Genomic DNA, 23,348 nt, shown 5'->3' with positions numbered 1-23,348 from the left:
ATTGTATGAAAACATGTCCTATTTATTCATTGGATAGAAAAAAAATAAAAGATGAAAATTTAAAAATTTCAATCATTGTTTCTCTATGGAATGAAGAAATTACTAAAAGATTATACCAAGGAGCTTATGAAACCTTAATTCAATTAGGAGTTTATAAACAAAATATTCAAACTTGGGAAGTTCCTGGAAGTTATGAATTAATTTATTCTGCTAATAAAATAGCAAATTGTTATAATTTTGATTCAATTATTACAATTGGATCTATAATAAAAGGAGAAACTTTTCATTTTGAAAATATATGTCAATCTGTTTCGCAAGGTATCAAAGATATAAACATAAAACATGATGTCCCTGTTATATTTTGCATTCTTACTGATAAAAATAAACAACAATCTTTTGACCGATCAGGTGGAAAAAATGGGAACAAGGGAATAGAATGTGCTAAGACAGCTATATACATGTCTTTGTTTAGAAAATCTATAACATGAAAGATGTTATCCAATTTTTACCTGTAAACGTAATAAGTCAAATAGCAGCAGGAGAAGTTATACAACGACCTTCTTCCGTTTTAAGAGAACTTTTAGAAAATGCAATAGATGCAAACGCAAAAATTATCGATATCTTTGTAAAAGATTCGGGAAAAACGTTAATTCAATTAATAGATGACGGAGATGGAATGAGTAGAAACGATGCAAAAATGAGCATTCAAAGATATGCTACCTCGAAAATTAAAAAAGCTAATGATATTTTTCATATTACTACAAAAGGGTTTAGAGGAGAAGCATTAGCTTCTATTGCTCTAATTTCTCAATTAGAAATACAAACGAAAAATAAAGAAGATACGGTAGGGATACACCTGTTTGTAGAAGAAGGAAAAATAAAAGAGGAAATTCCTATCAATATGCTTAAAGGAACTAGAGTTTCTGTAAAAAATATTTTTTATAAAATTCCTGCTAGGAGGCAATTTTTAAAATCTTCACGAATAGAGTTTCAACATATTATTCATGAATTTTATAAAATAGTTCTAGCACATAGAAATATTTTATATCGTTTTTATCATAATGATAAAATCATATTCTTCTTTCAAGGATCTTCTTTAGAAGAAAGAATTAAAGTAATTTTTAAAAACAAAAATAAAATACTTACTCCTATTTTTCTAAATAAAAATAAAATTATTGTAAAAGGACTTGTTAGTGTACCAGATGCTTATATAAAAAAAGGAGATCAATTTATATTTGTTAATCAACGTTGTGTAACTCATTTACTTTTACACAAAAATATTATTCACGCTTATAATGGTTTTTTAAAAAATTTAAAAACGGTTTCTTATTTTATTTTTATTAAAATAGATTCTTGTTTAATAAACTGGAATATTCATCCTGCAAAAAAAGAAGTTCAGTTAGAAGGAGAAGATATTTATGGTTCTATGATTCAAAAGAAAATTAAAAAAATTTTGTTTCATCAATATGAAGTGAAAAACAAAGAATTGAATAATTATAATGTTTCTTTTTCTTGTAATTCGAAAGAATTTTTTTTAAAAAATTTGTACCTTGAAAAATTTTCTTATAAAGAAAAAATAATTCAATTAGAAAATTATTTTGGATTGAAAAATTTTCTTTTAAATGGAAATATTGGTTTAATAAATCAAATATCTCATTATGTTTACAATAAAAAAACAATAGAAACTTTCCAAGTTAATAAAAAATACATAATTTTTACGTTAAATAATGAATATTTAATATTAGTCGATCAACATAGAGCACATAAAAATATATTATTTGAATTTTTTTTAAAAGAGAAAAATTTAGTAAGTCAACAGTTCCTTTTTCCTATAAGAGTGAAACTTATAGAAAAGGAATTTATTTCTTTAAAAAATATAAAAAATGAATTGATAAATTTTGGATTTCATTTATATTTCTGTAATGAATCAGTTTATTTATATTCTCTTCCTGAAAAGATACATCAAAATGCATTGATTGATATTATTCATAATATTTTAAAATATAATTTTATAAAAGGAGAAAAAAACAATAAAAAAATACTTATTCAATCAATATCGAAATCAGCATCTATAAAATATGGTACTAAGTTATATCCTGATAAAATGGAATGTTTGATTAGAGATTTGTTTTCGTGTCATAATCCAAATTATACGGATTCAGGGTCCCCTATATTTTTTGTTTTTAAGAAAAATTTTTTTGAAAAGTGAATTTTTATACAAATTTCAATTCAGATGCTGTAAAACATTTAATAAGCATTAATATACTTGTGTATACAGCTACTTTTGTTTTCTCACAATATAAAATAGAAGGTATACTTTCTTTATATCATCCTTTAGATGATAGATTTGAATTATATCAAATTTTAACTCATATGTTTGTCCACTCCAAACGTCTTTTTTTACATATAATTTTTAATATGTTAGCTTTATTTATGTTTGGAGGACAAATAGAAACTTTATTAGGAGTAAAAAAATTCTTAATAATATATTTTTTATCAGGAATTTTGGCAGCATTTTTTCAAATAATTTTTAATACTAGTGTAATGTATTATTTTGTTCGAACTTTAGATTTTTCACAAGCAAGAAGAAGCTTAGACTATTTAAACGAGGTACAAAAAATAAATCTTTATAGTTCTATGTATTCTCCTATGATGGGATCTTCTGGAGCAGTAAGTGGAATAGTAGGAGCTTTCGCAAAATTTTTCCCAGAACATAAAATTTTTATTCTTCCTTTTCCTTTTCCAATTGCTGTTAGAAAAGCTCTTATAATTTTTATTGTTGGGAGTCTAGTTTCATCTATTTTTAATTTAGCACCTGGAGTTGCTCATTTTGCCCATATTGGAGGAATTTTGTCTGGTTACTTTATAGTAAGTTTTCTTTTTAGAAATTTTTAAAATTTTATTGTTTTCATAATACGATTCCAACGTAATTTCCAGTTGAATAAATTCAAAGGATTATTCCTATCCCAATCTATACTCATCCATATAAATATAGGTTTTCCTACTATATGGTCTTCTGGGACAAAACCCCAATAACGAGAGTCATATGAATTATGTCTATTATCTCCCATCATAAAATAATAATTATTTTTTATTTTGTAATATTCTTCGGAAGGTTTATTAATTTTTTTTCCTTTTTCATAATTTATAATTTCATTATAAATATGAATATTTTTTAAATTCAATTTAATTAATTCTCCTTTTTTAGGAATATGTAACGGACCAAAAAAATCTCTATTCCAACCATAATGGTTTGGAAATATAGAATTTTCTTGAAAAGAATTTGGAAAGATATTTTTCTTTATAAAAATTATATTGTCGAAAAAATTATTTATTTGAAATACTTTTTCTTTGGTTAACATAATTTTATAAAAATATTCGTCATTTTTTTCTTCAACCAATTCAATATCTTCAATATCCATCTTATTTTTAAGATATTCTATATTTAGAGGTATGTTTTCAGTCTTAATAAAATAGGATTCTTGCTTTTCTGAAATAAAATTTTCTTTTTTTTGATTAACAAATAAAACTCCATTTTTAATGGAAATTGAGTCTCCTGGCAATCCTATACAACGTTTAATATAATGATCTTTTCTATCTATAATTTTATGATTAAAGTCTTTAGGAAAATTGAAAACAACTATATCATTTCTCTGTATATCCTGTATGGGAGTTAATCGAAAATAAGGCCATTGTAAAATAGATATATAAGATTTTATGTTTCCAATAATTTTATTATGTGTAAAAGGAATAGAAATAGGAGACATAGGCATCCTCAGTCCATAATGAATCTTACTCACTAGTATAAAATCTCCAACTAATAAAGTTTTTTCCATAGAAGATGTAGGAAGAACAAAAGGTTGAACTACATAAGTATGTATGATGAAAGAAAAAATAATAGACAGTAATATTCCTGTATTATCCTCTTTTTCTTTTTCAATTCCTAAAAATTTAGTTTTTACAAAAAAATTTATATAATAAATATATATACCCGCGGAAAAAAAAAGAAGAATAATATCTTTTTTTGTTCCTCTTCCAAAAGAACGAATCAAATCTGTCCACAAAATGAAAAGTAATATAATACTTGTTAATGGGTTTAGCAAGAAAAAAATAAACCATATAGATCTATTATAAGTTTTTAAAAGAACAAATAAATTGTATATAGGAATAAAAATTTTCCATAATCTTATTCCAGATTTTTGGCAAAGTTTCCATGTTCCAAAAATATGAATAATATATTCGATAAATAAAAAAATACCACTAGAAATGAAATATTGATACATAAATGGTTTTTATTATATATCTAAAACATCTTTCATAGAAAAAATTCCTTTTCTATTTTTAATCCACTCTGCAGCAATTACAGCACCCATAGCAAATCCTTCTCTATTATGAGCTTTATGTTGTATTTTTATGTTTTCTATTTGGGATTCATATTCAACAATATGGGTTCCTGCGACATTTTCAAATCTTTTTGAAATAATTAAAATTTGATCTTTTGTTTTTCTTTCATCTAAAATCCATTTTTTTTTCACATTATTCTGAATGATCCCTTTTGCTAATGATATAGAAGTTCCACTAGGTTTATCTATTTTTTCTTTGTGATGAATTTCTTCAATTTTTACCTCATAATTTTCAGAATACGGGAATAAAAGTTTGGATAATTTTTCATTAATTTCAAAAAAAATATTCATTCCAATACTAAAATTTGAAGAATATAAAAAAGATCCATTTTTTTCTTGACATATTTTCTTAATAATTTCAAATTTTTCTAACCAACCTGTAGTTCCACATACTGTAGGAATGTTATTCTCTATGCAAATTTTTATGTTTTTAAAAGCTGTATCAGGTTGACTAAATTCAATTGCTACATCTGAATCTTTTAATAAAAATGAGGAAGGAGTATCATCGTAACATAATGAAATTTTGTGATTTCTAATCCGTGCTATTTTTTCTATGGATTTCCCCATTTTTCCGTATCCTATTATTGCTATATTCATAGAACTTTTTTTGAAAATTTTTTCAAATATAGATCATATTTTTTTTATAAAACTCTAATAATTTCTTATATTCATATATTCAAATAACATCAAATATGTGTTGTCCATAAAGTGGAAAATGAATTGAGTTATTTATTTTTTAACCCACGTGGTGAAAATGGTAGACACGCCACCTTGAGGGGGTGGTATCCTGTAAGGATGTGCTGGTTCAAATCCAGTCGTGGGTATTAAGTGGGTATTAATTTGATTAATGCTAATTTTTTTGAAAATTTGACAAAAAACTTTTCATATCATATCAGAACACGAAATAAATCTGGATTCTTATTTAAATATTGAAAATGTACTTTATACTTTTTCATTCTTCCTAACAATGCGGAAAATTCATTTTTGTCTGCTAACTCTATTCCTATCACAGCAGGTCCTTCTTCTTTAGAAGTTTTTTTAGAATATTCAAAATAAGTAATATCGTCTTTTGGTCCTAAAATATTATTAACAAATTCTTTTAAAGCACCAGTTCTTTGTGGAAATTTAACAATAAAGTAATGTTTTTTTTCTTCATATAAAAGAGACCTTTCTCGTATTTCTTCTGTTCTAGTAATATCGTTATTTCCTCCACTTAAAATACAAACAATAGTTTTTCCTTTTATTATTTCAGAATAAAAATCTAAAGCTGCTATTGAAAGAGCCCCAGCAGGCTCTGCTACAATAGCTTCTAAGTTATATAAATCTAAAATAGTTGTACAAACTTTTCCTTCTGGAACTGTTTTTATATCATATAATATTTGATTGCATATGTTAAAATTTAATTTTCCTACTTTTTTTACTGAAGCTCCATCAATAAATCTATCTATTTTTTCTAATTCCACAATTCTTCCTTTTTTTAAAGAAAAGCTCATAGATGGAGCTCCTTCAGGTTCTACCCCTATAATTTTTGTTTTTGGACTTACTTCTTTAAAGTGACTTCCTACCCCAGAAGCTAATCCTCCTCCACCAATAGGAATAAAAACGTAATCTACGTTTGAAATGGATTGTTGCAAAATTTCCAATCCAACAGTAGCTTGTCCTTCAATAATTTTAATATCATCAAAAGGATGAATAAAAATTTTTGAATTTTTTTTGCAATCTTTCATTGCTTCATAACTAACTGCATCAAAAGTATCTCCAATTAGAACAATTTCTGTATATTCTTTTCCAAACATTTTTACTCTTTCTACCTTTTGTTTCGGAGTTGTAGTAGGCATGTAAATTTTCCCTGAAATTTTTAATATTTGACAAGAATAAGCTACTCCTTGTGCATGATTTCCTGCACTAGCGCATATAATTCCTTTCTTTAACTCCATTTCAGATAAACTTTTTATTTTATTATAAGCTCCTCTAATTTTATATGAACGTATAATTTGCAAATCTTCTCTTTTCAAAAAGACATTAGCTTTATATTTTTCCGATAAAAGAGAATTCCTCTGTAATGGAGTTTGATAAACGATATTTTTTAATACATTTTTAGCTTTTCTAACTTCTTTAGAAGAAGGAAAATAACCTTTTAATTTATTTTTCAACCTTTTAGTTTATTTTTTTTTCTCAGGTCTAAGATTACGAATAATAGATCCTACATCCCATAATTCACTTTTTCTAAGATTTTTTAACTCATTTTCCAATTGTATTCTATAATCTATTTTACTATTAGACTCTATAATTCTTTCAGCTTCATTCCCAGAAGAAACTTCATTGTATAATTCTTTAAATATTGGTAATGTAGCATCTCTAAATTTTTCCCACCAATCTAAAGCTCCTCTTTGCGCTGTTGTAGAACAATTTTCATACATCCAATCCATTCCTTTTTCCGATACTAATGGCATTAAACTTTGAGTTAATTCTTCTACTGTTTCGTTAAAAGATTCTGAAGGAGAATGCCCTTTTTCTCTTAATATTTGATATTGTGCAGAAAATATTCCTTGTATAGCTCCCATTAAAGTTCCTCTTTCTCCAACCAAATCTGAGTATACTTCATTTTTAAAACTTGTTTTAAATAAAAAACCAGATCCAATTCCTATTCCAATTGACAAAGTCTTTTCTAAACTTTTTCCACTATAATCTTGATAAATAGCATAACTTGAATTGATTCCTTTTCCTTCTAAAAATAGTCTTCTTAAACTAGTTCCTGATCCTTTAGGAGCGACTAAGAAAATATCTATATGTTTAGAAGGGTATATTTTTGTTTTGTCACAAAAAGTTAATCCAAATCCATGTGAAAAATATAAAGATTTTCCTTTAGTAAGATATTTAGAAAGAGTAGGCCAAAAAGAAATCTGACCTGCATCTGATAAAAGATACATGAGGATAGTTCCTCTTTCAGAAGCTTCTTCTAAAGAAAAAAGATTTTTTCCTTCTATCCATCCATCTTGCAATGCTTTTTCCCAAGAATTTGAATTTTTTCTTTGTCCTACAATAACTGGGAATCCATTATCTCTCAGATTCATGGATTGACCAGGGCCTTGAACTCCATATCCTAGTACAGAAATAGTTTCTTTTTTTAGTATTTTTTTAGCATTTGATAATGGAAATTCTTCTCTTGTTACAATAGTTTCTTCTACAGATCCAAATTTAATTTTCATGATTTTTTATTTAATTTAAGATGTTGCTAACGGTAAGTCTATTTTTTTCCATGAATTTTTTTCGGAATTTTTCGCTTCTATTTTAGAATAATAAACGTGAACAATTCCAATTAATTTCTCAACTAATTTTTTAACTTTTATTAATTGTTTTTCTTGACATTCTAAATTTATAATATATTGACAATAAGCGTTTTCAATAATTTTTTTTTCATTAAAAGAAACATTTATATGATTAATTCTTAAATTTCTTCTATTCAATAGAATGAGGATTCTACTTAATAACCTTGTTTCTTTTTCTCCTAAAATTACTATTTTGAATTTATCCTTCATAGTGTATAAGTATATAATATTTTCAATTAATTTAATTCTGCTACGGTTATGTTAAACGAATTTCATCTACAGATGCACCTGCAGGTATCATAGGAAAAACATTGTCTTCTTTTTCTATTAAAACTTCCAGTAAAAAAGCTTTTTCATGATTCAATGCTTTTTCAACAGATTCTTTTAATTCTTCTCTTTTACTTACTTTTTTTGCTTTTATATTATAAGCACTAGCTAATTTTATAAAATCTGGATTAATCAATTCTGTACAAGAATAACGTTTATCAAAAAAAAGTTGTTGCCATTGACGTACCATTCCTAAGAAATTATTATTCAATAATATTATTTTTATAGGAATATCATTTTGTAAAATGGTCCCCATCTCTTGTATTGTCATTTGAATTCCTCCATCTCCAACAATACAAATAACTTGTCTATTTTTTGCTCCTAATTTAGCTCCAATTGAAGCTGGCAAAGCAAAACCCATTGTTCCCAATCCACCAGAAGTTACCTGACTTTTTTTACAAGTGAAATTAAAATATCTTGAAGCTATCATTTGATGTTGTCCTACATCCGTCACAAGAATAGCATTTTTTTGTTTATATTTATTAATCCATTTAATAACTTCACCCATAGTCATCCCTTCTTTTTTTGGATTTAAATCACTTTGTATGACTATATTTTTTTCTTTTTCTTGAAGAAAAGAAAACTCTTTTTTCCATTCTTTATGATCCGATTTATTGACATAATTCATTAATTTTATTAAAGAATATTTGCAATCACCCAATATTGGAACATGACATAATATATTTTTATTAACTTCTGAAGAATCAATATCTAAATGAATTATTTTAGATTGTCTTGCATATTTTTTTACATCTCCTGTAACACGATCATCAAAACGCATTCCTATTGCAATAAGAATGTCACATTGATTAGTTAAAATATTTGGAGCATAATTTCCATGCATTCCTAACATTCCTACATATAAATAATGATTTGTCTCCAAAGCACCTAATCCTAATAGAGTACTAGCTACTGGTATTCCTGTTTTTTCAACAAATATTTTAAATTCTTCTTCTGCTTCAGCTAAAATGACTCCTTGACCTACAAGAATCAAAGGTTTTTTAGCTGTATTTATTAAACTGGCAGCCTCTATTATTCTTTTTTCTTCTATACAGGGATATGGATGAAAATTTTTTACATATTCACAACGTGAATAATAAAATTCAGATTTTTGAAATTGAGCATCTTTAGTAATATCAATCAAAACAGGCCCTGGTCTTCCTTTTTTAGCTATAAAAAAACCTTTTTGGATTGATTCACAAATGTCTTTAGCTTTTAATACTTGTGTATTCCATTTAGTTACAGGAATAGATATATCTATAATGTTTGTTTCTTGAAATGCGTCAGTTCCTAATAAATGAGAAGATACTTGTCCAGTAATACAAACAATAGGAGTACTATCTATCAAAGCGTCTGCTAATCCGGTAATCAAATTTGTAGCTCCTGGGCCAGAAGTTGTAAAACATACACCTATTTTTCCAGTCGTTCTAGCATATCCTTGTGCTGCATGAATAGAACCTTGTTCGTGACGCATTAAAATATGCGAAACAAAATTCAGATAATCATGTAAAGAATCATAAATAGGCATAATAGCTCCACCTGGATACCCAAATATATATTCTACTTTTTCACGTAATAGTGCTTTTATTACTATTTCTGAACCTGGTAATAGTTTTTTTTCATTTTTTTTCATATCAATTAAAATTGATCTGTAATACACCCTTCAGAAGCTGGAGAGACCATTTTAATATATTTGTATAAGTATCCTTTTTTTACTTTCAATGAGGGAGGTTTCCATAATTCTTTTCTTCTTTGTATTTCTTCATTTTCTACTTCAAGAGTAATGGTATTATTTTCTGTATCTATTTTAATATAATCTTCATTTTTTACGAGAGCTATTAATCCTCCAGATTGTGCTTCCGGAGTAATATGTCCCACAACAAATCCGTGTGATCCTCCTGAAAATCTTCCATCTGTGATAAGAGCTACTTTTTTTCCTAGTCCGGAACCCATAATATAGGAAGTCGGTTTTAACATTTCTGGCATTCCAGGACCTCCTATCGGTCCTACATATCTTATAACAATTACAACTCCAGGCAATATTTTATTATTTAAAATAGCTTTATTAGCATCTTCTTCTGAGTTAAAAACATTAGCTTTCCCATGAAAAATTGTTCCTTCTTTTCCAGAAATTTTAGCTATGGATCCTCCTGGAGAAAGATTTCCGTATAAAATTCTGATATGTCCATTTTTCTTTATAGGTCGGTCTAAAGGATGAATAATTTTTTGATTAAATGTTATGTTAGGAATATTTTTCATATTATCAGATAACGTTTTTCCAGTAACAGTTAGGCAATCTCCAGATAATATTCCTTCATTTAATAGATACTTTATAATAACTGGCATTCCTCCTATACGTTCATGAATATCTTCCATTAAGAAAAATCCACTCGGTTTTAAATTTCCAATTAAAGGAACTTGATTGCTAATTTTTTGAAAATCTTTTAAAGAAAAATCAATATTTGCAGACTTAGAAATAGCTAAGAAATGTAAAATTAAATTAGTGGAACCTCCCAAGGACATAGCCAATTTTACTCCATTTTCTATGGAAGATTTTGTAACTATGTCTTTCGGTTTTATTCCCATTTCTAATAATTTTTTGATATAAATAGAAACTTTTTCACATTCCATTTGTTTATTTGTACTTGTAGATGGAGATGAAGAAGAATAAGGTAGCATCATTCCCATAGCTTCTAAAGCAGAAGCCATAGTATTTGCAGTATACATCCCCCCACAAGCTCCAGGTCCTGGACAAGAATTTTTAACAATATTTTTGTACTCTTGATCGGTAATTTTGCAAGTATTTCTTTTTCCTAAGGCTTCAAAAGAAGAAACAATATCTAATTTTTTACCATTATAATAACCTGAAGAAATACTTCCTCCATATACTATAATAGAAGGACGATTCAATCTAAGTAAAGCAATCATAACTCCTGGAATATTTTTATCACATCCAGGAATAGCAATGATTCCATCATAATGATGCGCATCAACAACTGTTTCTATACTATCCGCTATCAATTCTCTAGAAGGTAAAGAGTATCTCATCCCTGAAGTCCCCATAGTGATACCATCGCTGATTCCAATAGTAGTAAATTGAAATCCTACTAAATCTTTAGTTACAACCGATAATTTTATTTTTTTAGATAATTTATCTAAATGCATGTTACAAGGATTCCCTTCGTACCAATTGCTGACTATTCCTATTTGAGCCTTACAAAAATCAGATTCTTTCATTCCTGTAGCATATAACATAGCGTGTGCAGCTGGTAAATTAGTATCTTTCGTTATGTTTTTACTAAAATTGTTAATTATTTTTTTCATGAGATGTTTTATAAAATCAAAAAGCCCTACCGTTTAGTAGGGATAAAAGAAATAACACTCAATTTGAATAGATTTCTATAAAATCTAAAAAACTATTCGAATTATGAATTATATAATATGCAAAAATATGAAAAAATAAATTATATAAAAACAGTTTTATATGTATTTATTTTTATAATATCATTATTTTTTGATTAATTTATAAATATATTGTTTATTAGTAATAAGGAAAAAATAGTTTTATTATTATTTTTTTTATAACAAAAAATTTAATGAATTACTCCTGATCCTAACAATTCATTTTCAATATACCAAACAGCAAACTGACCCTCTGTTATAGCACATTGCATTTTTTCAAATTCAATAAACATTCCTTTTTTTATTTTGTATAATTTTGATTTTTGCAATGGTTGTCTATAACGAATTCTACAAAAAACATCCATTTCTTTTCCTTCTATAAGACGAAGATCTTCCCTTATCCAATGAATATTTTCTTCCTGAATAAATAAATATTTTCTATATAATCCTGGATGTTCTTTTCCTATTCCAGTATAAACAATATTTTTTTTTACGTCTGTTTCAATAACAAAAAGAGGTTTTTGATAACCTCCTAAAGATATTCCTTTACGTTGTCCTTTAGTGAAATAAAAAGCTCCTTCATGATGTCCAATTATTTTACCATCTGATTTTTTATATTTTTTTTTTCTAGATAAAAAAAACAATTTTTCTTCCTTAGATTTAGAAGAAAAGGGTTTATTTTTTTGATATATTAAGGAATTGGAATTTATACAAATTATTTCTCCTTTTTTTGGAAAAATTTTTTTTTGTAGAAATTGAGGTAATTTAATTTTACCTACAAAACAAAGACCTTGGGATTCTTTTTTATGAGCATTACGTAAACCATTTTTTTCTGCTATTTTTCTCACTTGATTTTTTGTAAGTAAACCTAATGGAAACAATGATTTTTTTAATTGACTTTGCGTAAGTTGACACAAAAAATATGACTGATCTTTGTTAAGATCTTTTCCTATTAAAAGACGATAAATTATTTTTCTGTTTTTTATGATTGTTTTTTTGTTAACATAATGACCAGTAGCAATAAAATCCGCTCCTATATCAATAGCTTTTTTTAAGAAAAAATTGAACTTAATTTTTTTGTTACATAATATATCTGGATTAGGAGTATTTCCTAATTTATATTCATTAAACATATAATTGATAACATATTTTTTGTATTCTTTCTTCATTTCAACTACTTGAAAAGGTATATGCAATTGTTGAGCTACTAACATTGCATCAGTTTTATCTTCTTCCCATGTATTACATTTATTAGATGAATAATCTTTTTCCTCCCAATTAAGCATAAATAAACCAATAACTTGATACCCTTTTTTTTTCAGAATTAATGCAGAAACACTTGAATCTACTCCTCCTGAAAGTCCAACTACTACTATTTTCTTTTGCATAAAAATTAATGTTACTTATCAATCTTTTTTTAAGAAAACATTTCTCTTACACGATCAAAAAATGATTTTTCTGAATTGTCTGGATGAGGAAGAAAATTTTCATTTTTTCTCATTTTTTCAAAAAATTTTCTTTGTTCTTCATTAATTTTTTTTGGAGTCCAAACATTTACATGAATCAAAAGACTTCCATATCCATACCTTTCAAGATTAGGTAACCCTTTATTTTTTAACCTAAGAGTTTTACCTGATTGTGTCCCAGGATCTATTTTAATTCTTGCTTTTCCGTTAACAGTAGGAACTTCTTTTGAAGATCCTAGTATTGCATCTGGAAAAGAAATGTATAAATCATAATGAAGGTTATTTCCTTCTCTTTTTAACTGAGGATGAGGTATTTCTTCAATTACTATAATAAGATCTCCAGAAATTCCTCCGAATGGAGCTTCATTCCCTTTTTCAGATACTTTAAGTTGAATGCCTTCTGTAAGCCCTGCAGGAATTTTGATATTCACTAATTCTTCTTCTTTAATTAATCCATGTTTATTGGCTCCATAAGGAATATTTTCAACATTTTTTCCAGTACCTGAACATATATGGCATTGAGAAGTAGTTTGCATTCTTCCTAAAATTGTATTTGTTATGCGTACAGTTTGACCACTTCCATTACAAGAAGAACAAATTTTAAATTTTATGCCTTTGGCTACTTTTAATCTTTTTACTTTAACTTTTTTTTCTATTCCATTAGCTATTTCTTCTAATGAAAGTCTAACTCTTATTCTTAAATCACTTCCTTTAATAGTTCTATTCCGATTTGATCTTCCAAATCCAAAACTAGAGAAACCTTCTCCAAAAGCATCAGCAAAAATATCTCCAAAATTTGCAAATATATCTTCCATATTCATCCCTGAATCAGCTCCACTTCCTTTTACTCCAGAATGTCCAAATTTATCATAACGTTGTCTTTTTTCTGGATTACTTAAAACTTCATAAGCTTCAGCTGCTTCTTTAAATTTTTCTTCTGCCTTTTTTTTATTATCCAAATTCTTATCTGGATGATATTTTATTGCTAATCTTCGATAAGCTTTTTTAATTTCATCTAAAGAAGCATTTCTAGAAACTTCTAATACTTCGTAATAATCTTTTTTCACCATGAAGATAAAAATTTACTTTCCGGTTATAACTTTAGCATGTCGGATAACTTTCCCCTTAAGAATATATCCTGCTTCTATTATTTCTATGATTTTTCCTTTTAAATTACTTGTAACAGATGGAATTTGTGATATAGCATCATGAAAGTCAGTATTAAAATCATCCCCTTTTTTTATTTCTATTTTTTTTAGTCCTTTTTCTGTTAAAACCTTAAGAAGTTTTTCTTGTATTAAAAAAATTCCCTTAACGATATGATCATCTTTAGATTTTCTTAACTCTTTAACTCCTCGTTCAAAATCGTCTAAAATAGGAATTAAATCTATAAGTATTTTTTCATGAACTGTTCTAAAAATATCCAATCTTTCTTTCTGAATTCTTTTCTTATAATTTTCAAATTCTGCAAAAAGACGTAAAAACTTATTTTTTTCTTTTTCTAATTCTTCTTTTTCTTCTTTAAGTTTAAGAAATTTGATTTCTTTTTTTGATGGATCTTGTACTTCCTCTTGACAAGAATCAGATCCAATATTACAGACATCGTTAGATGAATCCGAATGTTTTTCAGTATTTTTTTGATTGATATCCATAATTAATATAAAATATTTTTAACACAATTCTATGGTTTAGGAGCAAAAGATTTGCCATAAATTAATCCTGTCATTATGACATTAATTTTTATAACTTTATGGAGTTTAGTCTTAAACATTTTCTAATTTTATTCAATCTTTCAATAGCTACATTTTTTGCTTTTTTAGCACCTGAATATAAAATATGATCTAACAAAGATTTTTTTTTCATGAAAGAGAAAAACTTTTTTCTTTCTTTTGAAAATTTATGAAGTATCATTTCATATAAAGATATTTTTGCTTCCAAATAACCATATCCTCCTTTTATATATTTTTCTTTCATTTCATTTATTTTTTCTGAAGGAGCTACTAATTTATATAAAGACATTATATAATCTTGTTCAGGATTTTTTTTTTCTTTTAAAGATTTATTATCTGTACGAATACTCATAATTTGTTTTTTCAAAATTTCATTTGCAGAAAAAATATTAATCCAATTATTTTTAGATTTACTCATTTTTTCCCCATCTGTTCCAGGAACAGACATAGCTTCTTTTTGTAAAAAAGCATTAGGTAATACAAATAATTTTTCATTGATTCTTTTATTAAAAGAAGTTGCAATCCGTCTAGCTATCTCTATATGTTGCAACTGATCTTTTCCTACAGGAATAATGCTGGCGTTATAAAGTAAAATATCTGCAGCCATTAAAATAGGATAAGAAAATAATCCTAAACTAATTTTTTTTTTCACTTCATTTTTAAATGAGTGAACTAATGTAAGTCTTTGATAAGGGAAAAAACAACTAAAATACCAAGCTAATTCAGTAACTTCTGAAACATCAGATTGCCTATAAAAAAGACAATTTTCTGTATTCAATCCGAAAGCTAACCATGCTGCTGCAATTTGATAAGTGTTATTTTTTACTGTTTTTATATTATTTATTTGAACCATAGAATGTAAATCTGCTATAAATATAAATGAAGAATTTTTTTCATTCATGTTTGCAATATTTATAGATGGTATCATAACACCTAAAATATTTCCTAAATGAGGAGTCCCTGTACTTCTAATTCCTGTTAATATTTTTTCCATAGTTCTTTTTTTAACCTAATCAATTTTAAAAAAAACTAAAATATATTGTAGTAATATCGTAGAATTATTTTTTCAACGATTCTAATCCACTAATAATTTCAAGTATTTCTTTTGTAATTGAAGTTTGTCTTTCTTTATTGTAATTTAACACTAGATTATTTTTAATATCATGTGCATTTTCTGTTGCTTTATGCATAGATATCATACGTAATGTATGTTCTGTTACAGAGGATTCCAAAAAAATTTTCAATAATTTTGAACTTATAAATTTAGGAATCAAGTAATGAAAAACTTCCTTTTTAGAAGGTTCTATAATATAGTCAATTCTTTTTCTTTTTTCTTTAAAATTTCCAACATTGATTGGAAGTAATTTCTCTATAATTGTTTCTTGAAACAAAGAATTTTTGAGGTTATTATATATTAAATAAATAGAAGAAAAATTTCTTTTAATGAAATTAAAAATTAGTTTTTTTGTTAAAAATCTTGTATTTTCACAAACTTTAGAAAAGTTATTTTCCCAGTCTATCCAGTTATTGTTTTTTTCATGTATTCCATATTTTTTAGATAAAAAATCAAATCCTTTTTTACCAACTGAAAAAAACATACATTCATTATGATGTAATGAAATGTTTTTTTGAAAAAAAAAATTAATTTTTTCAAAAATTGATGAATTAAAAGATCCACATAATCCACGATTTGAAGTGAATATGATAAGAATACTATTCTGTCCTTCCTCTAAAAAATATTTTTTTATTTCAAAATTCTCTTTTTTTTCCGTTAAAAAAAAATCTGAAAGAAGCAATTCTATATGATCATAATAAGTTTTTGCACTTTTTAATAAACCTTTATGTTTTCGTAATTTTACGATCGAAATCATTTTCATAGCTTCCGTTGTTTTAATAACTGATTCTATGGATAATATTCTTCTTTTTATTTCTTTTGGATTAGACATAACGAAAATTAGGATACATATTTATTACTTAATTCTAATGCAACTTTCTCCAAAGTTCTAGATATTTTATCATTTAAAAATCCATTTCTTAGTAAACTTAATAAGTCTTCATGTTTTTCCTTTAAATAGAAAAGATATTCTTTTTCAAAAATTGAAATTTTATCAATAGGAATATTTTTTAATATATTTTTTGTTCCAATAAAAATAATAGCCACTTGTTCTGCTATATCATATGGAGAATAAGGAGATTGTTTTAATATTTCTATATTTATTTTTCCTTTTTTCAAAATATCCATAGTATGAGTATCTAATTCAGAACCAAATTTTGAAAAAGATTCTAATTCTCTAAATTGTGCTTGATCTAATTTAAGAGTTCCAGATATTTTTCTCATGGATTGAATTTGAGCTGCACCTCCTACACGGGAAACAGATATACTCTCATTAATTGCTGGACGAACTCCAGAATGGAACAAATCTTTTTCTAAAAAAATCTGACCATCAGTAATCGAAATTACATTTGTAGGAATATAAGAAGATATATCTCCAGATTGGGTTTCAATAATAGGTAAAGCTGTCAAAGATCCTCCACCTTTAACTTCTTTTTTAATGGATTCTGGAATATCATTCATTTTTTCAGCCATTTTCTGATCTTTTATAATTTTAGATGCACGTTCTAAAAGACGAGAATGTAAATAAAAAACATCTCCAGGATAAGCTTCTCTACCAGGAGGACGTCGCAATAAAAGTGAAATTTCTCTATAAGAGACAGCTTGTTTGGAAAGATCATCATATACTACTAAAGAAGAACGACCAGTATCACGAAAATATTCTCCGATAGAAGTTCCTGAGAAAGGAGCAAAGACTTGTATAGAAGCTGGATCAGAAGATTTAGCTGAAACTATCACCGTATAAGGCATTGCTCCTTTTTCTTGTAAAAGATTGAAAGTACTTGCTATTGCAGATCCTTTTTGACTAATAGCCACGTAAATACAATAAACTGGATTTTTTTCTTCATAAAATCTTTTCTGATTAATAATAGTATCAATAGCTATAGTTGTTTTTCCCGTTTGTCTATCTCCAATAATCAATTCTCTTTGTCCTTTTCCTATAGGAATCATAGAATCTATAAATTTAATACCAGTTTGAAGAGGTTCTTTAACTGGTTCTCTATAAATGACACCTGGAGCTTTTCTTTCTAAAGGCATATCAAATAGTTTTCCTTCTATAGGGCCTTTTCCATCAATAGGATTTCCCAATATATCAACTACACGACCTAACATGCCTTCTCCAACTTTTATAGAAAAAATTTTTCCTGTTCTTTTAACTATATCTCCTTCTTTAATATCTTTTGAAGGGCTAAGCAAAACAATACTAACGTGATCTTCTTCTAAATTCAGAACTATACCTTTAGTTCCAGTATCAAATTCTACTAATTCTCCATAAAAAGCAGAATTTAGACCAAAAGATCTAGCAACTCCATCTCCTACCTGAATAACAATACCAGATTCAGATAATTTTGATTCAAATTGAAAATTTGATAATTGTTCTTTAAGAATTAAAGATATTTCTGAATATTTTAAATTCGACATGAAAATAAAATCTTTATTTAATTTTGAATTCTTTCTTAAGAAAAGACAGTTTCCCTTTTACGCTAAAATCCAATTCTTCATTTCCTATACGGAACAAAAATCCTCCAATAATAGACCTATCAATTTTGTTAATTATGTGAAATTTTTTTTTTTGATATTTATAATGTATTTTTTTCATTTTCTTGATCATCATTTTTTTTGTATCTATACTTAATGGAAATGCAGAAATAATAAGAGCTTTTACAATTCCTTTTTTTTCTTTTTCATATATTTCTTGATATTCTAAAAAAATTTCTTTCAAAAGAGATTCTCTTTTTCTTACAATTAAAAGTTTTATAAACTGAAAAAGTGAAACATCGAAATTATAAATAATTTTTTCGAAAATTTCTATTTTCTTTTTTGAACTTAATAATGAAGTATAAATAATCTTGTTTAAATCTGAATTTTTACATAGTAAAGAGAATATTTTCTTGACTTTGTAATAAAAAAAATCATTAGAATCATCATTATTTGTATTAGAATACTCAAAAAAAACCCTAGCGTAATGTTGAACTATTTTTTTATTTGAAAACATTTTTATTTTTCATTTAGTATAATTTTTCTACTAATTCTTTTATAAATTTATCTTGTCTATTTGTTTGATCCAACTTTTTTTTTAATATTTTTTCTGCTATTTGTATGGAAATATCCACTACTTCATTTTTTAATCTGTGAACAGAAGCTTCTTTTTCTATTTGAATATTTTTTTTCGTTTCTTCCATCATTTTTTTCTTTATCATGATCCCCTCCTCCTTTGCTTTTAATTTTATTTTTTCTTGGATTTGAATCGCTTCTTTCAAAATTATATCTCTTTTTAGACGAGCTTCTTTTAATACTTCGTTTTTTTTATTTTCTAAATCTTTTAATTCTTTTTTAGCATTGTGCGCTTTATTAACATACATTTCAGTTTCTTTTTCTCTTTCATCAATAAAATTCACGATTGGATTCCAAGCAAATTTGGAAAGAAATAATATAAGAATTAAAAATATTATAGAATGCCAAACAATTAATCCAATAGAAGGAGTAATCAAATCCATATTTTTCTATTATTTTTTATTTAAATACAGCCAATAATGTAGTTACTATCCCAAAAAGAGCTGCTCCTTCGATCAATGCAGATGCAATAATCATTGCGTTCTGTATTTTTTCTGAAGATTCAGGTTGTCTAGCAATCGCATCCATTGCAGAACTTCCAATTTTTCCAATTCCTAATCCAGCTCCTACTACTGCAAGTCCAGATCCTAAAGCTGCTAATCCAGTGTATATTAAATCTATATTCATAATAATTAATTTTTAATGGGTTTCACTTTCATAATTTTTGATAGACATTCCTATGAGTAAAGAAGATAAAGTAGTAAAAATGAAAGCTTGTAAAAAAGATACCATAATTTCTAACATAGAAATAAAAAAACCGAAAAATATGGAAAAACCGGCTATAAAAAAATTTTTGAAAATAAAAATAAGACAAATAAAACTTAATATGATTATGTGACCAGCAGTAATATTAGCAAACAAACGAATACATAAAGTTAATGGGCGAATAAAAATTCCTAAAAATTCTATAGGAGCTAATAAAAACCTAATTCCTATTGGAACTCCAGGCATCCAAAAAGTATGCTTCCAATAACTTTTGCTTGCATTTATATTAGTAATTATAAATGTTGTTATAGCTAAAACAAATGTCACATTTATATTTCCAGTAACATTTGGAAATCCTGGAATTATACCCATTAAATTATTAAATAATATAAAAAAAAAGGATGTTAACAGAAATGGAAAATACGCTTTATATTTTTCTTTTCCAATATTGGGAATTGCTATTTCATTACGTATGAACAAAATTAAAAATTCTAAAAAAATTCCTAATCTCCATTTTACTTGATTATCCTTATAACAATGTTTCATACGAATAAATAGGAAACATAACAAAAAAAAAGAAATAAAAAGAGAAACTACATTTTTTGTAATAGAAAAATCCCAAGGTTTATAATTAATTGGAATTCCTTGTTTGTTTAAATGTAATCTTCCTGTAAAATCGGTATTATATATTTTACCTTGAAACATTTTATAATATCCATACTTTCCTTTAAACACTTTTTTACATGATAATTTTGATGAAACAAAAATTTCTAACCCATGATTCCATAAAATAATAGGTAAAGACAATACAATCCCATTATCATGAGAACCAGCAATATGCCATTCATGAGAATCACTAACATGTTCAAAAATTGTATTAGATACATTTATTTTTTCTTGATTCTTATCAAACTTATTATTTTTAACCTTTGTGTCAGAATCAGAATATAAAAGAAATAATAAAAAAAATAATAATAAATTTTTTGAAATCATTTATTTCAATCAAATAAATAGGAAACAAATTTAGATTTTTTCCCAAAAAAATGTTGTTTTTATCTAAAAAAAAATTGTATTACAAAAACAAGATATTGTATTCTCATTTTTTGAGAGTACATTTGCACACAATACTTATGAAATTTTATTAAACTAATGAAGGAAGAAACAAAGCTTATTCAGAATATTTTATCAGATCCTCTTACAGGAGCTATTTCTACACCGATATATCAAACATCAACATATGTACAGCAAGCTCCTGGAATTCATAAAGGATTTGATTATACAAGAACGAATAATCCTACAAGAAAAATATTGGAAGGTTTAATTACTGATTTAGAATATGGTTATGCTAGTTTAGCGTTTTCTTCAGGATTAGCATCCGTAGATGCTGTTTTAAAATTATTGGAATGTGGTGACGAAATAGTAGCAGTAGATGATATTTATGGAGGAACTTTTCGTTTATTAAATTTATATAAAAAGTTAGGAATTAGTATAAAGTTCGTGGATACAACTGATCCAGAGAAAGCTATATCTTTAATTTCTAATAATACAAAATTAGTTTGGTTGGAAAGTCCAACGAATCCAACTTTAAAAATATCTGATATAGAATATATCAGTGAAAAATCAAAAAATAAGAATTCAAAGGTATTGATTGTAGTAGATAATACTTTTGCCTCTCCTGCTATTCAAAATCCTATTAAATTGGGAGCAGATATAATTATTCATAGCGCTACAAAATATTTAGCAGGACATTCAGATGTATTGGCTGGACTTATTACAGTAAATGATCCAGATTTGTACGAAAAATTGAAATACATACAAAATGCAAGTGGTGGTGTTTTATCTCCTATTGATTGTTGGTTAACAATTAGAGGGCTCCAAACTTTGTATCTACGTGTAAAAAAACAATCACAAAACGCATTTCAAATAGCTTCTTTTTTAGAAAAGGAAAAAAATTACTGTATTGATAAAATTTATTATCCTGGATTATCACATCATAAAAATCATTTAATAGCAGTTAAACAACAAAGATATTTTGGTGGGATTGTATCTTTTAGTTTAAAAAATGATACAGTAGAATCAGCTAAAAAAATTGTTACATCAACAAAATTATTTAAGTTAGCTGAAAGTTTAGGAGGAACAAAAAGTTTAATTTGTCATCCTGCAACTATGACTCATAAATCTACTCCTTTAGAGATTCGAGTAAACGCTGGAATACAAGATTCTCTTATTCGACTATCTCTTGGAATAGAAAACGTAGAAGATCTTATAAATGATATAGATAGAGCATTAAAATAATTTTTCATCATGAAATGTGATTCCTATGTAGGATAATTCTTGTCGAATTCTATCAGATAGAATCCAATTTTTTTGTTTTCTTGCTTCTATGCGAAATTTGATTAATCTTTTAATAAGTATTTCTAATTTTTTTTCAGAATGAAATTGTTTTTTTTCTTCTTGAAGACCAAGAATATCAAAAACAAAATGAATCATGTATTTTTTCAGTAAATTGATATGAGATTTTTTTATATCATTTAGAGAATTCATAATATGAGTTGCTTGAAACAAGTGAGAAATTAATAAAGGAATGTTAAAATCGTCATTGATAGCTTGATAACAATTTTTAATCCAATGATGTACATCAAAAATATTATTATTTACTGTTGATTTTTCTGAATGAAAATCTTTTAATATTCTTATAAATTTCATAATTTTATGGTATCCTTTTTCTGCATTCATGAGTCCTTGATTTGAAAAATTCATAATACTTCTGTAATGAGATTGTAAAATAAAAAATCTAAGGATACTTGGTAAAAAAGGTTTTTTATTAGATTGAATAATATCTTTTGGATTGAGAAAATTTCCTGTTGATTTGCTCATTTTTTTCTCATTTAAAGTTAACATATTGGTATGCATCCAATAATGTGCAAGATAACTTCTGTTATAAACACCTATAGCTTGTGCTAATTCGCATTCATGATGAGGAAATTTGAGATCGATACCTCCTCCATGAATATCAAAAGTTTCTCCTAAATATTTTGTACTCATAGCAGTACATTCTATATGCCAACCAGGAAATCCTTTTCCCCATGGAGAATTCCAACTCATAATATGATTAGAAGATGCTCTCTTCCAAAGAGAAAAATCTTGTGAATTTCTTTTTTCTGCCGAAAAATTCAGTTTTTTATTTTTAAGTTGGTCTGTCTTGTTCTTACTAAGAATTCCGTAAGAATATAAATTTTCATATTCTTTCAAATTAAAATAAACAGAACCATTTATCTCATATGCTAAATTTTTTTCAATCAACTTTCGAATCATATCTATTTGTTCTATTATATGAGATGTTGCTGTAGGTTCAATGTTTGGAGATTGAACATTGAAAATTCGTAGTACATTACGAAAAGAAATAGTATATTTTTGGACTATTTCCATAGGTTCAATTCCTTCTATACGAGATTTTTTAGAAATTTTATCTTCTAAGTCATATTCTTCATTTTCTAAATGTCCAACATCAGTAATGTTTCTAACGTAACGAACTTTATAACCAATATGTTTCAAATAACGAAAAACAATATCAAATAGTATGAAAGTTCTACAATTTCCTAAATGCAAGTGATTATACACTGTAGGCCCACAAACATAAATTCCTACATATTCTTTATGAATTGGTTTAAATAATTCTTTTTTACTTGTTAGAGTGTTATATATTTTTAAATTATTTTTTATATAATTTAAATTTATTTCTTCCATATTTTATTCCA

22 protein-coding genes and 1 tRNA gene are annotated in these 23,348 nt (G+C 26.2%); 5 read left to right on the top strand and 18 right to left on the bottom strand.

What is annotated here, in order from left to right:
• The first annotated feature begins 5 nt into the window (after positions 1–5).
• From ribH to H0H40_RS00450, 3 genes are read left to right on the top strand one after another with little or no spacing between them, the layout of a single operon-like run.
• Positions 6–488, top strand: coding sequence for a 6,7-dimethyl-8-ribityllumazine synthase (gene ribH / locus H0H40_RS00460; protein WP_185869123.1), 483 nt, complete (start codon positions 6–8; stop codon positions 486–488).
• Positions 485–2,209, top strand: coding sequence for a DNA mismatch repair endonuclease MutL (gene mutL, locus H0H40_RS00455; protein WP_185869122.1), 1,725 nt, complete (start codon positions 485–487; stop codon positions 2,207–2,209). The genes ribH and mutL overlap by 4 nt, the downstream gene beginning before the upstream one ends.
• Positions 2,206–2,895 carry a rhomboid family intramembrane serine protease gene (locus H0H40_RS00450; protein ID WP_185869121.1) on the top strand — a complete coding sequence of 230 codons (690 nt, stop codon included), beginning with the start codon at positions 2,206–2,208 and terminating at the stop codon, positions 2,893–2,895. The genes mutL and H0H40_RS00450 overlap by 4 nt, the downstream gene beginning before the upstream one ends.
• On the opposite strand, the gene lepB is transcribed toward H0H40_RS00450, so the two are convergent.
• Both lepB and dapB read right to left on the bottom strand, forming a co-directional pair.
• Positions 2,892–4,283, bottom strand: coding sequence for a signal peptidase I (gene lepB, locus H0H40_RS00445; RefSeq protein WP_185869120.1), 1,392 nt, complete (start codon positions 4,281–4,283; stop codon positions 2,892–2,894). The genes H0H40_RS00450 and lepB overlap by 4 nt on opposite strands.
• Positions 4,284–4,295: 12 nt before the next feature.
• Positions 4,296–5,000 (bottom strand): 4-hydroxy-tetrahydrodipicolinate reductase, encoded by a 705-nt coding sequence (dapB, locus tag H0H40_RS00440; RefSeq protein ID WP_185869119.1) that lies wholly within the window; start codon positions 4,998–5,000, stop codon positions 4,296–4,298.
• A gap of 142 nt (positions 5,001–5,142) precedes the next feature.
• Between dapB and H0H40_RS00435 the strand changes: the two genes are divergently transcribed.
• A tRNA-Leu gene (locus tag H0H40_RS00435) sits at positions 5,143–5,227 on the top strand.
• A 63-nt stretch (positions 5,228–5,290) separates the two neighbouring features.
• On the opposite strand, the gene ilvA is transcribed toward H0H40_RS00435, so the two are convergent.
• The 15 genes from ilvA to atpB form a co-directional block, all read right to left on the bottom strand.
• Positions 5,291–6,556, bottom strand: a complete 1,266-nt coding sequence (gene ilvA / locus H0H40_RS00430; protein WP_185869118.1) for a threonine ammonia-lyase — start codon at positions 6,554–6,556, stop codon at positions 5,291–5,293.
• A gap of 9 nt (positions 6,557–6,565) precedes the next feature.
• Positions 6,566–7,612, bottom strand: coding sequence for a ketol-acid reductoisomerase (gene ilvC, locus H0H40_RS00425; RefSeq protein WP_185869117.1), 1,047 nt, complete (start codon positions 7,610–7,612; stop codon positions 6,566–6,568).
• Between the two features lie 15 nt (positions 7,613–7,627).
• Positions 7,628–7,942, bottom strand: coding sequence for an acetolactate synthase (locus tag H0H40_RS00420; protein WP_185869116.1), 315 nt, complete (start codon positions 7,940–7,942; stop codon positions 7,628–7,630).
• A gap of 46 nt (positions 7,943–7,988) precedes the next feature.
• Positions 7,989–9,692 (bottom strand): biosynthetic-type acetolactate synthase large subunit, encoded by a 1,704-nt coding sequence (gene ilvB / locus H0H40_RS00415; RefSeq protein ID WP_185869115.1) that lies wholly within the window; start codon positions 9,690–9,692, stop codon positions 7,989–7,991.
• A 5-nt stretch (positions 9,693–9,697) separates the two neighbouring features.
• Positions 9,698–11,383, bottom strand: a complete 1,686-nt coding sequence (gene ilvD, locus H0H40_RS00410) for a dihydroxy-acid dehydratase (RefSeq protein ID WP_185869114.1) — start codon at positions 11,381–11,383, stop codon at positions 9,698–9,700.
• 269 nt (positions 11,384–11,652) lie between these two features.
• The gene (gene mnmA, locus H0H40_RS00405; protein ID WP_185869113.1) at positions 11,653–12,849 is read right to left on the bottom strand and encodes a tRNA 2-thiouridine(34) synthase MnmA; all 1,197 of its coding nucleotides are present in this window, start codon (positions 12,847–12,849) and stop codon (positions 11,653–11,655) included.
• Between the two features lie 29 nt (positions 12,850–12,878).
• Positions 12,879–13,997 carry a molecular chaperone DnaJ gene (dnaJ, locus tag H0H40_RS00400; RefSeq protein ID WP_185869112.1) on the bottom strand — a complete coding sequence of 373 codons (1,119 nt, stop codon included), beginning with the start codon at positions 13,995–13,997 and terminating at the stop codon, positions 12,879–12,881.
• Positions 13,998–14,009: 12 nt separating this feature from the next.
• Positions 14,010–14,579, bottom strand: coding sequence for a nucleotide exchange factor GrpE (locus H0H40_RS00395; RefSeq protein WP_185869111.1), 570 nt, complete (start codon positions 14,577–14,579; stop codon positions 14,010–14,012).
• A gap of 88 nt (positions 14,580–14,667) precedes the next feature.
• Positions 14,668–15,651 carry a tryptophan--tRNA ligase gene (trpS, locus tag H0H40_RS00390; RefSeq protein WP_185869110.1) on the bottom strand — a complete coding sequence of 328 codons (984 nt, stop codon included), beginning with the start codon at positions 15,649–15,651 and terminating at the stop codon, positions 14,668–14,670.
• A gap of 64 nt (positions 15,652–15,715) precedes the next feature.
• Complete coding sequence (atpG, locus tag H0H40_RS00385; protein ID WP_185869109.1) at positions 15,716–16,603, bottom strand: ATP synthase F1 subunit gamma; 888 nt, start codon at positions 16,601–16,603, stop codon at positions 15,716–15,718.
• Between the two features lie 8 nt (positions 16,604–16,611).
• Complete coding sequence (gene atpA / locus H0H40_RS00380) at positions 16,612–18,192, bottom strand: F0F1 ATP synthase subunit alpha (RefSeq protein ID WP_185869108.1); 1,581 nt, start codon at positions 18,190–18,192, stop codon at positions 16,612–16,614.
• Between the two features lie 13 nt (positions 18,193–18,205).
• Positions 18,206–18,766: an ATP synthase F1 subunit delta gene (gene atpH, locus H0H40_RS00375; RefSeq protein ID WP_185869107.1), complete on the bottom strand. Its 561-nt coding sequence runs from the start codon at positions 18,764–18,766 to the stop codon at positions 18,206–18,208.
• A gap of 13 nt (positions 18,767–18,779) precedes the next feature.
• On the bottom strand, positions 18,780–19,268 hold the full coding sequence (gene atpF / locus H0H40_RS00370; protein WP_185869106.1) for a F0F1 ATP synthase subunit B: 489 nt from the start codon (positions 19,266–19,268) through the stop codon (positions 18,780–18,782).
• A 16-nt stretch (positions 19,269–19,284) separates the two neighbouring features.
• Positions 19,285–19,512, bottom strand: a complete 228-nt coding sequence (gene atpE, locus H0H40_RS00365) for an ATP synthase F0 subunit C (RefSeq protein ID WP_185869105.1) — start codon at positions 19,510–19,512, stop codon at positions 19,285–19,287.
• 12 nt (positions 19,513–19,524) lie between these two features.
• Complete coding sequence (gene atpB / locus H0H40_RS00360; protein ID WP_185869104.1) at positions 19,525–20,583, bottom strand: F0F1 ATP synthase subunit A; 1,059 nt, start codon at positions 20,581–20,583, stop codon at positions 19,525–19,527.
• Positions 20,584–20,739: 156 nt separating this feature from the next.
• Between atpB and H0H40_RS00355 the strand changes: the two genes are divergently transcribed.
• Positions 20,740–21,885 carry a trans-sulfuration enzyme family protein gene (locus tag H0H40_RS00355; protein ID WP_185869103.1) on the top strand — a complete coding sequence of 382 codons (1,146 nt, stop codon included), beginning with the start codon at positions 20,740–20,742 and terminating at the stop codon, positions 21,883–21,885.
• Here the strand turns inward: H0H40_RS00355 and cysS are convergent.
• A complete protein-coding gene (gene cysS, locus H0H40_RS00350; RefSeq protein WP_185869102.1) occupies positions 21,877–23,337 on the bottom strand; it encodes a cysteine--tRNA ligase in 1,461 nt (486 codons plus the stop codon). The two genes, H0H40_RS00355 and cysS, sit on opposite strands and share 9 nt — an antisense overlap.
• Positions 23,338–23,348 lie beyond the last annotated feature (11 nt).

This window comes from Blattabacterium cuenoti, assembly GCF_014252295.1.
In the GTDB taxonomy this organism is placed as follows: Bacteria; Bacteroidota; Bacteroidia; order Flavobacteriales; family Blattabacteriaceae; genus Blattabacterium; species Blattabacterium cuenoti_V.
Note: the sequence above shows the minus strand (reverse complement) of the source record. Positions and strands in the feature narration are given on the sequence as shown.

What these genes read in the sequence shown, in the direction of transcription:
- ribH (WP_185869123.1), top strand. Translation starts at nt 6, where the DNA reads ATGAAAACATGTCCTATTTATTCATTGGATAGAAAAAAAATAAAAGAT.
- mutL (WP_185869122.1), top strand. Translation starts at nt 485, where the DNA reads ATGAAAGATGTTATCCAATTTTTACCTGTAAACGTAATAAGTCAAATA.
- lepB (WP_185869120.1), bottom strand. Translation starts at nt 4,283, where the DNA reads ATGTATCAATATTTCATTTCTAGTGGTATTTTTTTATTTATCGAATAT.
- dapB (WP_185869119.1), bottom strand. Translation starts at nt 5,000, where the DNA reads ATGAATATAGCAATAATAGGATACGGAAAAATGGGGAAATCCATAGAA.
- ilvC (WP_185869117.1), bottom strand. Translation starts at nt 7,612, where the DNA reads ATGAAAATTAAATTTGGATCTGTAGAAGAAACTATTGTAACAAGAGAA.
- H0H40_RS00420 (WP_185869116.1), bottom strand. Translation starts at nt 7,942, where the DNA reads ATGAAGGATAAATTCAAAATAGTAATTTTAGGAGAAAAAGAAACAAGG.
- ilvB (WP_185869115.1), bottom strand. Translation starts at nt 9,692, where the DNA reads ATGAAAAAAAATGAAAAAAAACTATTACCAGGTTCAGAAATAGTAATA.
- ilvD (WP_185869114.1), bottom strand. Translation starts at nt 11,383, where the DNA reads ATGAAAAAAATAATTAACAATTTTAGTAAAAACATAACGAAAGATACT.
- mnmA (WP_185869113.1), bottom strand. Translation starts at nt 12,849, where the DNA reads ATGCAAAAGAAAATAGTAGTAGTTGGACTTTCAGGAGGAGTAGATTCA.
- dnaJ (WP_185869112.1), bottom strand. Translation starts at nt 13,997, where the DNA reads ATGGTGAAAAAAGATTATTACGAAGTATTAGAAGTTTCTAGAAATGCT.
- H0H40_RS00395 (WP_185869111.1), bottom strand. Translation starts at nt 14,579, where the DNA reads ATGGATATCAATCAAAAAAATACTGAAAAACATTCGGATTCATCTAAC.
- trpS (WP_185869110.1), bottom strand. Translation starts at nt 15,651, where the DNA reads ATGGAAAAAATATTAACAGGAATTAGAAGTACAGGGACTCCTCATTTA.
- atpG (WP_185869109.1), bottom strand. Translation starts at nt 16,603, where the DNA reads ATGTCTAATCCAAAAGAAATAAAAAGAAGAATATTATCCATAGAATCA.
- atpA (WP_185869108.1), bottom strand. Translation starts at nt 18,192, where the DNA reads ATGTCGAATTTAAAATATTCAGAAATATCTTTAATTCTTAAAGAACAA.
- atpH (WP_185869107.1), bottom strand. Translation starts at nt 18,766, where the DNA reads ATGTTTTCAAATAAAAAAATAGTTCAACATTACGCTAGGGTTTTTTTT.
- atpF (WP_185869106.1), bottom strand. Translation starts at nt 19,268, where the DNA reads ATGGATTTGATTACTCCTTCTATTGGATTAATTGTTTGGCATTCTATA.
- atpE (WP_185869105.1), bottom strand. Translation starts at nt 19,512, where the DNA reads ATGAATATAGATTTAATATACACTGGATTAGCAGCTTTAGGATCTGGA.
- atpB (WP_185869104.1), bottom strand. Translation starts at nt 20,583, where the DNA reads ATGATTTCAAAAAATTTATTATTATTTTTTTTATTATTTCTTTTATAT.
- H0H40_RS00355 (WP_185869103.1), top strand. Translation starts at nt 20,740, where the DNA reads ATGAAGGAAGAAACAAAGCTTATTCAGAATATTTTATCAGATCCTCTT.
- cysS (WP_185869102.1), bottom strand. Translation starts at nt 23,337, where the DNA reads ATGGAAGAAATAAATTTAAATTATATAAAAAATAATTTAAAAATATAT.